We start from the raw sequence: 13,756 nt of genomic DNA on the forward strand, positions 1-13,756 counted from the left end.
TCTTTAATAATTTGACAATAGGTTAACGGATAAACCGATTATTGCGGTTTAATGTGCCGAATTTAGACAAAATCTATGTAATAACCAATTTAAATATGACTTTTTGTAATGTAAATGTCCGGACGAAATCACTTCGGCCGGACATCATCAAATAAACTTGGCAGAGTTTATTACCTTCTTTACTTTCTCTGAATTAGGTTTGATGAATGAAATGATGGACGGTTTGTCCGGCTCATTAGACTCAACGCTTTTTCCTCGAAAGCAATGATAAAGTATGCATGGCAGGTCTTCTGACTTGTTTCTGTTGCAGGCGCCTTCCCGGAAGAATATTCCAGTGGCATAGAGTAATTGTCTGCAACGTTGCACGAAACTTACAGCAGCGGGACTGTCCAGGATTTACACCTGATTCCCTTTTAATCGCTTTCCCAGAAGAGGGGGAGCGAACCAATGCATGACAAAGATACGGATTCTTTTTGAGAAAACAATTCTATGAGTGATAAATTTTCTTCCCCTCTCTCTTTCTTTTTGCCGACAAATTGGCAAGGTTTTGCCACCCTCTTGGCAAGACTTTGTCACCGCGTTGGCAAAACTTTGCCATAGGCATGGCAAAAGTTTGCCAAAAGCATGGCAATAGGTTGGCAAAATTACTCTCTGATTGATAGTGACTTAAGGCGATTTAAGCAATCCGTCATGTCGGTAAGGTGAAAAGATACCAATACAAGCCACACTTGCCACAAGAACCTTCTCCGGAGGTATGCAAAGCATTTTGTTTGGTGTGGTAAAACGGGCTGTTATCTCTCTTTTGCCAGTGTGAATACAAACTCCAGTCCTCCGCCTTGGTTGTTTTTGGCAGAGATGGTGCCTCCGTGAATAAGGACTGCATTCTTCACTATGGCGAGCCCCAAGCCGGTGCCGCCCAACTTGCGCGAGCGTCCTTTGTCTACACGGTAGAAGCGTTCGAACAAACGGTTCAGATGTTCGGGAGAAACGCCGATGCCGGTATCGGCAAAACTGAAATAGTAGTAATTCTCGTCTTCGCGGAAACAACTGATGTTGATGTGTATGTTGGTGCCGGCATAAGCGATGGCGTTGTCCATGAGATTGCGGAAGATGGAGTAGAGTAGAGAGTAGTTGCCCCGCAACTGTATCTTCGGTTTTAGGGAATTGACAACGGTGATTTGCTTCTGTTCCAGTTCCAGGGACACTTCGTTGACGATGTTTGAAACCAGCATGCTGATGTCCACCTTTTCCATATCAATCATGTTGGCGGCTTCGTCCATGCGGGTCAGTACGGATATGTCGCGCAGCAGGCGGCTCAGGCGGTTGCTTTGCGCGTAGCAGCGTTCCAGGAAGACCTGCATCTTTTCGGGTGCAATGTTTTCGTTGTTCACGATGGTTTCCAGATAACCTTGTATGCTGCTTACGGGGGTTTTCAGCTCGTGGGCGATGTTCTGGGTCAACTGCCGTTTCAGCCGTACTTGCTCTTCTTCCTGGGTGATGTCGTTGATGGAAATTTCAAAGCTGAGGTCTTGGAAGATGATGCACTCCACGATGAAGGTGCGTCCGTTCTTGTTGATGTGTACGGACATCCTTCGTTCTTCGTTGTAGGAGGGGCGCTTCTGCGCCTTGTTGATGAAATCCGTTATCTTCTGGAATTCGCAGATGGAGAATATCTCTTCGGTAGCCTGCAGGTTGGAGTCTGAAATCAGATTGCCGTATTGGGTGAACAGATTGTTTACCAATATCTCCTTTTTGTCTCTGTTGAATACGCCCAGTCCTTCGCGGGAGGTTTGCAAATGGGTGATAAGCTTTTCGCGCTCAATGTAAAGCGCCTCTTTGGTTTCGCGCAGGCGCTTGTATATCTGTATGATATGCTGCGAAATCTCTCCAAGCTCATTGTGCGGAAAGGCGGCTTGTATGTCCATGTCTATAGGTTCGTTCTTGTCGGCTCTTTTGGCAAACTCGCGCAGGTGGTTGATGGCGCTGCCCAGTTTGGAGGTGAATTTGTAGAAGACGGATATCAGCAGCAGTGATACAATGACCGTGAACCAGATGTAGTGTGGGTCGGCAGCCAGATTGTTCATCAGGTTGACGTTGTAGGGGAGGGCTGAGCGGATGATGCAGCCTTCGTAGGCGGTGGCAGAATAGAAATAGGTCTTGCCGGTGGTTTCGGAGATGCGCCGTAGGTCGTAGCCCTTGCCGTCTTTCAGCGCTTTCTGCACTTCGGGGCGTTTGATGTGGTTGTCCAGTTCATGGCTGTCGTTCTGGGAGCTGTCGAACAATACGTTGCCATGAAGGTCTACCACAGTGACGCGCAATTCCTTGTTCACATGCTTGGAGATGTAGCTGTCCAGCATGGAAGTCCATAGGCTGTCGGGGAGATAACGAAGTTCCTGGTGTAGTCTGTCATTATAGTCTTGCAACTGCGTGTCCAGTAGCTCCACTTTATATTCCTTTTCCCGCTGATACTGGTAGGCGATGAAGCATGCGGCGAATATGAGGAACAGTGAAATGACCGAAAGGAAAAGCTTCCGGCTGAAGGACAGAAAGTGTCTGTCGTTATTCGGCTTCGAAACAATATCCATATCCCAAGCGTGTTACGATGCATTTGCCATAAACTCCGATTTTCTTGCGTAGGCGTGTGATGTTTACGTCGATGGTACGGTCCAGCACATATACTTCATCACTCCAGATGCGGTTCAGTATATCCTCGCGCGAGAATACGCGTCCTTTATTCTGCAAAAGCAGCAATAAGATTTCAAACTCTTTTTTGGTGAGCGGTGCCTCTTCACCGTCAATGCAGACTTTCTTCTTGATGACGTTCAGCACCAGTGTCTTGTAGACAATCTGTTCCGGTGCATGCTCTGTCTCTCCTTGTTGGGTGCGTCTCAGTACGGCTTTGACACGTGCCGCTACTTCGCGCAGCGAGAAGGGTTTGGATATATAGTCGTCCGCTCCCAGGTTGAAGCCAGTCACGGTGTCATTTTCCGTATCTTTGGCGGTAATGAAGATGATGGGTATCTGGGCCGTCTTCTTGTCCTTCTTCAGCATACTTGCCATTTTGAAGCCGGAAATTTCTCCCATCATCACGTCCAGCAGTAGTAGGTTGTAGCTGCCAATGTCCATTCTCAGAGCTTCTTCGGCAGAGTTCGCCGTGTCCACTTCGTAGCCTTCGTTTTCGAGGTTGAACTTCAGAATTTCACATAAGTCTTCTTCATCATCCACTACTAAAATCCGGTAATTGTTCATTGCTTTGTTGTTTATGTATGACAGGAATAAAACAATTTTCTTGTCACAAAGTTAAACTTTATTTCTTTTTATCGGCAAAAATAGTGCAAACCGAATGCAGAATTTTCATGTTTACATGAAAAGTTGTGCCGAGATGCAGGCCATTTCTGCTTTCTGGGTACAAAAGTGAGGCTAATTTGTTACGGAATGATGAAACAAGTGTTACATTTGGGTTACATTAAATTCCCGTTTATCTAAAAGCCCCGTCACATTAAAATATTATCTTTGCTTCGTAAATACTGAATTGTATGAAAGAACTTATGTATATCAGGAGTTTCTCTAAGAGACATTTGTCGGTTATTATGGGAACTCTACTTTTAGTGATAATCGGCTCTGTCTGGCTGAATACGGCTACTTTCCGCTCGGGATTTGAGATTACGGATGAACTGGGCGGTAATATATTCCCTTCCAGTATCCTTTCGGTGGCTACTACCGATGCTCAGGTCATAGTGCCGGTAGACTCCATGTATGTAGGTAATCCGAAGTCCTGCATCGCTGTCCGTGTCCGTTCGAGGAATGCTTATAGCCGGGTGCGGGTAGAGGTTGCAGAGACTCCGTTCTTTTCCCGTTCCGTGTCGGAGTTTGTGCTGGCAAAACCGCGTACGGAGTATATTATCTATCCTGATATCATATGGAATTACGAGGCTCTGAAGAATAACAACCAAGCGGAACCCATCAGTGTGGCCGTTATGGTAGAGATGAACGGCAAGGATTTGGGGCAGAGGGTGCGTACTTTTTCCGTTCGCAGCATTAATGAATGTCTGTTGGGGTATGTCACGAATGGTACAAAATTCCATGATACCGGCATCTTTTTTGCAGCATATGTAAATGAGGAGAATCCTATGATTGACAAGCTGTTGCGTGAAGCGCTGGATACGCGTATCGTCAACCGTTTTTTAGGCTATCAGGGAGGTGCCGAAGTGGTGGACAGGCAGGTTTATGCCTTGTGGAATGTACTGCAGAAGCGTAAGTTCCGTTATAGCTCGGTCTCCAATACGAGCCTTTCCAGCAATGTGGTCTTTTCACAGCGTGTGCGCACGTTCGATGACGCCTTGGAGTCCTCGCAAATCAACTGTGTGGATGGAAGTGTGCTTTTTGCTTCTCTGCTCCGTGCCATCAACATAGAACCTATATTGGTGCGCACCCCGGGGCATATGTTTGTAGGATACTACACGGATTCCAGTCATAAAGACATGAATTTCCTTGAAACGACCATGATTGGTGATGTGGATTTGGATGATTTCTTTCCGGACGAACAGTTGGATTCGACGATGGTGGGAAAGTCGCAGAACCAGATGTCGCGCATCACCTTTGACAAGTCCAAGGAGTATGCCAATAAGAAGTATGCCCAGAATAAGGAAGGTATTCATTCCGGCAAACTGAACTATATGTTTCTGGAAATATCCAAAGAGGTGAGAAGGAGAATACAGCCGATAGGGAAATGAGGCGTAGAATGCAAACAGCCGATTTTCACGAACCGGCCGTTCCAATCATCATCTATGAATGAAGACCGTTGAGAGGCTTCAATGAATTAAAACTGAACACTAGTGATTTCTATTATAAAATTTATCAGCGCTGAAAGTATATGTAGCAGGTGTATATGTCTCTTTACCCTCAGTGTCTTTTCCATTAACAATTGCCCTTTTGATTGTTGGATTTTCACGGTTTGCATTTCTCACACTCATGCTACGTGCTGTCATGAAATAATCTGTACCATTATATATGTCACCACTGATATGGAAATTCCACAACATGGAAAGAGACCAGTTTTTATAAGTGAAACTTGTATATATTAGTATTATGCTGAAAAATAAAATGTTAATGTAGATTATATGTGGAATTTATTATTGTTAATAGTCTAACACTATTTTTTGATGAACTTATGAATCATTTTAACTAATTTGCTTTTTAGAATCCTTATCCATACTAATATCCCCACGTAATCAAGTTCTTTTTATATAAAAAGATTTATGAATATGCTTTAATGCGTAAATCAAATAGTTCAAAACATTGCTATATATAAATGATAAATGTGATGTGTTTTTCGTTTTTTCGCATCATTGAGATATATTATATACAAGTACGGCATTAATATGATTAAGAGTTAATGCTTTGAATAATTACTAAATAGATATTTAAAACTTTGCAAAAATATAAATGCAAATGTTTTAATATTTATTAGTAATTTTTAATTCGATTGATGATAGAATTTCTAAATTAATTCATATGTTTGCAAACAAATCCAAATAATAGAGCTTATGAAAAGAAATTATTGCTTATCATTAGTGTTGCTTGCATTGTTTGGGGTGTCTGCACCTTTTGCTGCTAATGCAGCTGTTGAAAGTGTGCTAAGTTCCCAAAGTACTCAGCAAGCCAAGAAAATCACAGGTAAAGTTTTAGATGCGGCAGGCGAACCCATCATCGGCGCCAGCGTGTTAGTAAAAGGTTCTGGTACCGGCGCTGTGACGGATATTGATGGAAATTTTTCTGTAGAGGCGCCGGTGGGTAGCACATTGGAGGTATCTTTCATTGGCTACAAAACAGTGACATTGAAGGTGACGAACGCCACTACTTATACTGTGAGTTTGCAAGATGACTCGCAAGCGCTGGACGAAGTGGTTGTGACGGCAATGGGTATCAAGAAAGAGCGCAAGGCTTTGGGATATTCAATGGAGGATGTGAAGTCGGATGAATTGATGAAGATGAAAACTGCCAATCCTATTTCATCCCTTTCGGGGAAAGTGGCCGGTGTGAATGTTACTCAGTCATCCGGTGCCGCTGGTGCGGGCGCTCAGATTATATTGCGTGGAGGAACGTCGGGTGCTGAAGGCAAAGACAATCAGCCGCTCTTTGTGGTGGATGGTGTTATTTTTGATAACTCTTCATCAGTGGTGGGCAATTCGGCTTTCGATGGTTCCATGCGTTCTGCCTCTACTACTTCCAATCGTTTGATGGATATAAATCCCGAAGATATAGAAAGTATGTCGGTGCTCAAAGGCCCTGCAGCTGCCGCTTTATACGGTTCACGTGCAGCCAACGGAGTTATTCTTATCACTACCAAGAAAGGTAAAGAGGGCGTGGTTGAAGTGAATATCAATTCTAAGTTTACTGCTTCATGGGTAAAGAGCCTGCCGCAAACGCAACGCCAATATGCCCGTGGATATATGGAAGACCAATATGATTCAAAGAAGAACTATACTGGTACTGTGTTTAATGACTTTGCTTATACTTCGTGGGGAGAGAAGTCGAACGCAGCTACTTATGATAACATAGGTGATTTCTTTCAAGGCGGAAACATTTTCGATGAAAGTGCCAGCGTAGCCGGGGGTACCAAGAATAGTAAATTCTATCTTTCAGGGTCTTACTATGATCAGGTAGGTGTTGTGCCCGAGACCGGATACAAGAAATATGCTTTCCGTTTCAATGGTGAGCAGAAGGTGGGGATTTTTACCTTTAACGCCAGTGCCGCATATAGCGATGCTCATACGGACCGTACTTTGACGGGTGCCGGGCTTTATAATTCGAGTGGTAATGGTGCTCTTTATGGTGTGTACAACTGGTCTCCTTTCGACCGAATGACCCACTATCAGAACGAGGATGGTACCCGTTATCGTTTGTTTGGCGATCGTCTTGATCCATGGGACGAACGCGACAACCCCTATTGGATTGTCAATCGTAACCACATGTATGACGACATCGACCGTTTCAATGGGATGCTCAGTATAAAAGCCGATATTGCCAAATGGTGGTTTGTTTCTTATAAAATAGGTATTGACCGTTATACCCAAACTGCTTCCAACCGTTTGGCTGCCAATGGCGTGCTTAAACAAGTGTGGCAAAAAGGTATGATGAGTGACAACACCCAGCAGTTCCGCTATATGAGCCATGACTTTATGTCGAACATGAGCCATAAGTTCGGTGATTTCGATTTGAATCTTTTGTTGGGTGCCACAATGGACGAAACCAAGACAGACCGTAGCTCGATGATGGCTTGGAACTTTTCCGTTCCTGATTTCTTCTCATACGCCAATGCCAGTAAAGACAATAAGCAATTCACACATGCAGCTACTAAGAAACGTTTGGTAGGAGCTTTTGGAGAATTCCGTGCATCATGGAAAAATATGCTCTATCTCACTGTGAGCGGTCGTAATGACTGGACTTCTACTCTTCCTCTTGAAAACCGTTCGTACTTCTATCCTTCGGTAAGCGGTTCATTCGTATTTACTGAAGCCTTGCAGCGACTCGGTTGGCTGGATGACAGTGTGCTCAACTTTGGTAAATTGCGTGCATCGTGGGCCAAGGTAGGTAAAGATACCGGTGTGTACGAATTGGAAACTGCCTTATGGCCTACGGGTACCTATCTTGACGGTACGGTAGGTGTGGGAAATACTTGGACACGCGGTAATGACAAACTGAAACCGGAAATGACCAAGTCTACCGAAATAGGCGTGGAATTGAGTTTCTTCAAAAACCGCCTGCACATAGACTATGCTTACTATACCAACGATTCATATAATCAGATTCTTGCTCCTCGCGGTCCGCAATCTACCGGTTACATCTTTTGGAGTATCAATGCGGGCAATGTGTATAACAAAGGTATGGAACTCTCTATTTCGGGAACTCCCATACAGACTAAGGACTGGACATGGGACATTGGCTTGAACATGGCAGGTAATCGTGGTACTTTGGACGGGCTTCCCGAAGGTATGGGCGTGATGTATGTTACCGATGTGCAATATGCCGGTATGCAGGCAGCCTCGTTCAGCGGTGGAGATTTTATGGGTATTGCCGGTACCAAATGGAAACGTAATGACGCCGGTGAGGTGATACTCGACAAAAACGGTATGCCTACTTATGACAAAACCCTTGTAGCAGTAGGTAATCGTGAGTCATCGTTTACCGGTGGATTGAACAACACCCTTACTTGGAAGAATTTTACTTTCAATATGCTATGGGAATTCCGTGTAGGTGGCGATGTGGTCAACGGTACTCAATATGCTATGGATAACAGCGGTGTGAGCCAGTTCTCTGCCGATGTACGCAATCGTTCTCTCACTGTAACGGGTGTCAATGCCAATGGTGACCCAGTGACCAATACTTGGGAGGCCGATAAAACCTATACTTTTAATGGAGTACAAATGAGTGGTTACAACATCATTAAGGATTACTATCAGAACTATTATTCTAAGGAGTCAGCCAACTATATTACCGATGTCAACTCTTTGCGTTTGCGTTCTGTTTCATTGAGCTATGAGTTTCCTAAAACGTGGCTTTCCAAGATTGGATTTGTAAAGCGTGCTTCGGTATCGGTAGCTGCTACCAATCTATTGCTCATCACCAATTACGACGGTGATCCTGAAGTGGCTGCCGCTGGTGCGGGTGTAGGTGGCTCATCATCAGTAGGATTTGACTACTGCGGTGTACCTGCCACTTCTACCATGTCATTTGGCTTGAATCTTACTTTCTAACTCTTAAAAAACAGAAGCAATATGAAATTATTCAAATCTATGATATTATGTAGTGTGGGTGCCCTTATGACTTTGTTCTCGGGGTGTAGTGACTGGCTCGATGTAAATGTCGATCCCGAAAATCCCACAGCTGGAAATGCGACCTATGATTCACGATTGGCACATATTGAATTTTATACCAACAGTGCCACTCAGTTTGCTGCTTGGCGTTCCAGTATGTCTATGGGCGATTGGACACGCTATTATGACGGCGGTACTTATTGGAGCATGTCTTATTGGAGTCCTCAGACCGGTGCCGTTACCACTCCCTACCAATGGTGGTTCTGTGGAGCTGCTGTAAATATTCCATTTTTGATTGACAAGGCTACGGCAGCCGAGGCTTGGCATTATGTGGGTGCAGCTCGCGTAATTCGTGCCTATGGTTTTATGCTTATGACAGACCTTTATGGAGAAATGCCTTACAAGTCGAGTGAGGCTGAAGCCGGTGTTACTCCTACCTATAATGACGGAAAAACAATCTATTTGGGCTGTTTGGCCGATCTTGACACCGCTATCGAGATGTTCCAAAAAGAGCAAGGGTCTGCGACAGCTTCGTTGGCTGTAGGCGATATTTGGAACGGTGGTAGTGTAGACAAGTGGCTTAAATTGGCATACTTACTTAAAGCACGTTACATTAACAAGCTTATTAAAAAGGGTGAAGGCAGTTATCTTGAAGGGAAATACGATGCCGCAGAAATCTTGGCTTGTCTTGACAAGGCTCAGCAAAGCAATGCCGACAATACCGTATTCAATCATATTGATGCCAATAATTCGCATGATGTATTGGGATGGGATGAACCGGTTGATTATTCACCGCTCTTTTCTGTATGTGGCATGAATGCCGGCTATATGCCTACCAAGATGCTTTACGATAATCTGACAAATTTTGCCGGAAGTGGAATAGAAGATCCGCGTGCCGATAAGATTTTACCTTGGGCATATTCGAAGCAATCAAGTAATTCACCCGCAGAGGTGAAGTTCAAAAACGGTTGGCGTCGTTCTATGGGTGTAGATATGATTGGCAATGATAGTCCCAGCCTTACCGGCGGACCGTTGCGCTCGAACTTCTCGGCAGCCAAAGGTTGGTGGATTGACAGTGAATCTTCTACCCGTAAGGGGGACACTATTTATGTAGAGTGTACCAGTCAGTGCAAAGCTTATCAAGGACGTCCTGATTTACTTTATCGTCGCGATGGCACTGATGCCTCTCGCGAATCGGGAACTTTCTATACTCGCGTGTCTTCTCCCACCTATATTGGAACCTATGCCGAAGCTTGTTTCATACGTGCTGAAGTACTCTTTAACCAAGGTAATAAAGGAGCGGCTTTTAATGCTTATAAGAAAGGTATTGCAGCCAGTATCGACGGTATGAACGATAAGTTGAAAGTGTGGTGCCGTGAAGATGCCAATTTGGAAGCATGCCCCTCGTTCTCTCCTATGACGCAAACCGACATTGACAACTATTTGAACAATGGTATCGGCACTGAAGAGAATATTACTTTGGGCAAGATTCTTACTCAAAAGCGTTTGGCATTGCATTTTTCCATGGAAATTTGGAACGATATGCGTCGCTACGATTTTAATCCGGAGCTTTTCTTAGGCTGGGGTATTCCTGCACGCTATGGCGTTGATGCTACTGCCCAAAAGAATATTCCGCAAGGTAAACAGTTCCGTCGTTGGCAGCAATGCAGTCATGAACTCAACTACAATACGGCCAATCTGCAAGCTATCGGTGCCACTGTTCCGGGAGCTGATACTTCAATTGCACTTTGGAATGCTGCCGAGGACGTATGGACTTTACCCGTATGGTGGGACAGTGCCCAAAACTAATTTTTCATTGCATTTTATTTTGTGATACAAATTCATTATCTTTACGCCCAAAATGTGGATTTTAAGATATAGTTAAGATATTGAAGGCTCTAATGGTCTTCATTCATAGATGATGATTGGAACAGCCGGTTCGTGAGAATCGGCTGTTTTTTTGTTTCGTTTGTTTGCATATCAACGGCGGTAATATGTTACTTTTGCCCTAAAACCGAAGATAGGCTGCACCTCAGCATAAAAAATGGACAAGTTCATTTTATTTTGCATTCGGTTTGTACTATCTTTGCGAGAAATAGCTGAGATGGTAGGAACTGTCTTTGCAAAGATTAGTCTATATATGGAACAAAGCAAGAAATTTATCTCTCCGGGGGCATGGTTCTCCATGACTTATCCGGCAGACTGGAATGAATTCGAGGACGGGGAAGGCTCTTTCCTTTTTTATAACCCCAATGAGTGGACCGGTAATTTTCGCATTTCGGCTTTCAAAGGGAATGCTACATATGGCAAGGACTCCGTGAAGCAAGAGTTACGGGAAAACTCCTCTGCCATTCCGGTTAGGATAGGCCGGATGGAATGTGCATATAGTAAGGAGATGTTCGAGGAAGAAGGTGCGTACTATACTTCCCATTTATGGATAACGGGCGCGGATGAAGTTGCCTTTGAATGTTCGTTTACGGTGAAGAAAGGAGAGCCGGTTGCAGAAGCGGAGAAGATTATCGCTTCGCTGGAAACGCGGAAGGATGGAGTGAAGTATCCAGCGGAGATAATTCCGGTGCGCCTTTCGGAAATCTACCAGATTAATGAAGCATACGAGTGGGTGGATACTACTATAAAGGAATTGTTGAAGAAGGATTTCCAGGGAGCCGAGGAAGACATTGCCAAGATGCAGCAGATGATGGAAGAAAGCAACATCGGTCCTAAGAAGAAGGATGCATGGCTGGCTTTTGGCATCGCGCTTTGTGTTATTTTCGCCAATGAAGTGGACGGTATGGAATGGCGTACCTTGGTGGACGGAAACCGGGAAGCGCCCATATTGCTGAACACGTCTACCGGTGAATGGATAGACCCCATGAAGCTGGTTTGGAGCAAAGTAAAGGCAGGAGGTAAAGTGAATCTGCCGGAGATATACAGCTCCTTGTTCTAAGGTCCGGTCATCTCGGTACTGTGATTTTCAACTTTCAATTTTCATTTTTCAACTATTAAAGCATTGGCAGCAGTAAATTCAATTCTTCAGGTGGAAAACTTGACCAAGTCGTTCGGTGACTTGGTACTATTCGAAAATATTTCTTTGGGCTTGTCCGAGGGACAGCGTGTCGGGTTGATAGCCAAGAACGGCAGTGGCAAGACGACATTGCTCAATATCCTTTCCGGCAAGGAAGGGTATGACAATGGCACCATTTCCTTCCGTCGTGATTTGCGTGTGGGTTATCTGGAACAAGACCCGCAATATCCCGAAGAGCTGACCGTGCTCGAAGCGTGCTTCCATCATGGCAACAGTACTGTCGAGTTAATCAAGGAATATGAACGTTGCATGGAAACGGAGGGGCATCCCGGCTTGGACGAAATTCTGGTGCGTATGGACCATGAAAAAGCTTGGGAGTACGAGCAGAAGGCGAAACAGATTCTGTCTCAACTTAAAATACGTGATTTCAGTCAGCACGTAAAACATCTGTCCGGCGGGCAGTTGAAGCGTGTGGCACTTGCCAATACCCTTATCACTGAACCCGATTTGCTGATACTGGACGAGCCTACCAACCACCTCGACCTCGATATGACGGAGTGGCTGGAGGAATATCTCCGCCGGAATAACCTCAGCTTGTTGATGGTGACACACGACCGTTATTTCCTCGACCGTGTATGCTCCGAAATCGTAGAGATAGACAACCGGCAGATTTATCAGTATAAAGGCAATTACAGTTATTATCTGGAGAAGCGCCAAGAGCGTATCGAGGCCAAGACTGTGGAGATAGAACGTGCCAATAACCTCTACCGCACAGAGCTGGAATGGATGCGCCGCATGCCGCAAGCCCGCGGGCACAAGGCACGCTATCGGGAGGATGCCTTTTACGAGTTGGAGAAGGTGGCAAAGCAGCGTTTCAACAACGACAATGTAAAGCTGGACGTTAAGGCTTCTTATATAGGCAGTAAGATATTCGAGGCAGACCATCTGTACAAATCCTTTGGTGACTTGAAGATTCTGGATGATTTCTCTTACATCTTCTCCCGTTACGAAAAGATGGGTATCGTAGGGAATAACGGTACGGGCAAGTCGACCTTCATCAAGATACTGATGGGGTTGGAGCAGGCAGACAGCGGTACGCTGGACATTGGCGAGACGGTCCGCTTCGGTTACTACTCGCAGGACGGCTTGCAGTTTGACGAGCAGATGAAAGTGATTGATGTAGTGCAGGACATTGCCGAAGTCATAGAACTGGGCAACGGCAAGAAGCTGACGGCATCGCAATTCCTGCAACATTTCCTGTTTACTCCCGAGACACAGCACAGCTATGTCTACAAGCTGAGTGGGGGAGAACGCCGCCGCCTCTATCTGTGTACGGTCCTGATGCGCAATCCCAACTTCCTGGTGCTGGATGAGCCGACCAATGACCTCGATATTGTGACGCTGAATGTGCTGGAAGAGTATTTGCAGAATTTCAAAGGATGCGTGATTGTGGTGAGCCACGACCGTTATTTCATGGACAAAGTGGTAGACCATCTGTTAGTGTTCAACGGACAAGGGGACATCCGCGACTTTCCCGGCAACTATACACAATATCGCGACTGGAAAGATGCGAAAGTCCATCAGGAAAAGGAGAAAGAGAAAGAAGCCGCCAAGGCTCAGGAGGACAAGACGGCGAAGGTGCGTCTGAACGAAAAGCGGCGCATGTCTTTTAAGGAAAAACGCGAGTTTGAACAATTGGAGCAGGAGATAGCTGACCTGGAAACCGAAAAGAATGCAATTGAAGAGGCTTTGTGCAGCGGTACTTTGTCTGTGGACGAACTGACGGAGAAGTCGAAACGTTTGCCGGAATTGTCGGACTTGATTGACGAAAAAACATTGCGCTGGCTGGAGCTGAGTGAGATAGAATCGAACTGAAGTTCGAAATTGAAAATTAAGAATTAAAAATTAGAACTGA

The 13,756-nt window shown here is 45.1% G+C and carries 7 protein-coding genes and 1 riboswitch; of the genes, 5 read left to right on the forward strand and 2 right to left on the reverse strand.

Features of this window, described 5'->3' with window-relative positions; translation table 11 throughout:
* Nucleotides 1-263 precede the first annotated feature (263 nt).
* Nucleotides 264-465, reverse strand: a riboswitch (cobalamin riboswitch).
* A gap of 326 nt (nt 466-791) precedes the next feature.
* Nucleotides 792-2,585 (reverse strand): sensor histidine kinase, encoded by a 1,794-nt coding sequence (locus NQ510_RS10830; RefSeq protein WP_005826731.1) that lies wholly within the window; start codon nt 2,583-2,585, stop codon nt 792-794.
* Nucleotides 2,560-3,249 carry a response regulator transcription factor gene (locus NQ510_RS10835; protein WP_005826729.1) on the reverse strand — a complete coding sequence of 230 codons (690 nt, stop codon included), beginning with the start codon at nt 3,247-3,249 and terminating at the stop codon, nt 2,560-2,562. Before NQ510_RS10835 ends, NQ510_RS10830 begins: the two co-directional genes overlap by 26 nt.
* Before the next feature lie 287 nt (nt 3,250-3,536).
* Between NQ510_RS10835 and NQ510_RS10840 the strand changes: the two genes are divergently transcribed.
* The 5 genes from NQ510_RS10840 to NQ510_RS10860 all read left to right on the forward strand — a co-directional run bounded on the left by NQ510_RS10840 (nt 3,537) and on the right by NQ510_RS10860 (nt 13,716).
* The gene (locus tag NQ510_RS10840; RefSeq protein ID WP_005826727.1) at nt 3,537-4,733 is read left to right on the forward strand and encodes a hypothetical protein; all 1,197 of its coding nucleotides are present in this window, start codon (nt 3,537-3,539) and stop codon (nt 4,731-4,733) included.
* Between the two features lie 813 nt (nt 4,734-5,546).
* Nucleotides 5,547-8,756 (forward strand): SusC/RagA family TonB-linked outer membrane protein, encoded by a 3,210-nt coding sequence (locus NQ510_RS10845; protein WP_005826721.1) that lies wholly within the window; start codon nt 5,547-5,549, stop codon nt 8,754-8,756.
* 21 nt (nt 8,757-8,777) lie between these two features.
* On the forward strand, nt 8,778-10,625 hold the full coding sequence (locus tag NQ510_RS10850) for a SusD/RagB family nutrient-binding outer membrane lipoprotein (protein ID WP_005826719.1): 1,848 nt from the start codon (nt 8,778-8,780) through the stop codon (nt 10,623-10,625).
* 331 nt (nt 10,626-10,956) lie between these two features.
* Nucleotides 10,957-11,763 carry a DUF3805 domain-containing protein gene (locus NQ510_RS10855; RefSeq protein ID WP_005835988.1) on the forward strand — a complete coding sequence of 269 codons (807 nt, stop codon included), beginning with the start codon at nt 10,957-10,959 and terminating at the stop codon, nt 11,761-11,763.
* A 63-nt stretch (nt 11,764-11,826) separates the two neighbouring features.
* Entirely contained in the window at nt 11,827-13,716 is a 1,890-nt protein-coding gene (locus NQ510_RS10860; protein WP_005826716.1) for an ABC-F family ATP-binding cassette domain-containing protein, read from the forward strand.
* Nucleotides 13,717-13,756: the final 40 nt, after the last annotated feature.

The sequence above is a fragment of the Bacteroides uniformis genome (genome assembly GCF_025147485.1).
GTDB classification, from domain to species: Bacteria; Bacteroidota; Bacteroidia; order Bacteroidales; family Bacteroidaceae; genus Bacteroides; species Bacteroides uniformis.

Coding starts and splice junctions, on each gene's coding strand:
- NQ510_RS10855 (WP_005835988.1), top strand. CDS start 10,957: ATGGAACAAAGCAAGAAATTTATCTCTCCGGGGGCATGGTTCTCCATG.
- NQ510_RS10845 (WP_005826721.1), top strand. CDS start 5,547: ATGAAAAGAAATTATTGCTTATCATTAGTGTTGCTTGCATTGTTTGGG.
- NQ510_RS10850 (WP_005826719.1), top strand. CDS start 8,778: ATGAAATTATTCAAATCTATGATATTATGTAGTGTGGGTGCCCTTATG.
- NQ510_RS10840 (WP_005826727.1), top strand. CDS start 3,537: ATGAAAGAACTTATGTATATCAGGAGTTTCTCTAAGAGACATTTGTCG.
- NQ510_RS10835 (WP_005826729.1), bottom strand. CDS start 3,249: ATGAACAATTACCGGATTTTAGTAGTGGATGATGAAGAAGACTTATGT.
- NQ510_RS10830 (WP_005826731.1), bottom strand. CDS start 2,585: ATGGATATTGTTTCGAAGCCGAATAACGACAGACACTTTCTGTCCTTC.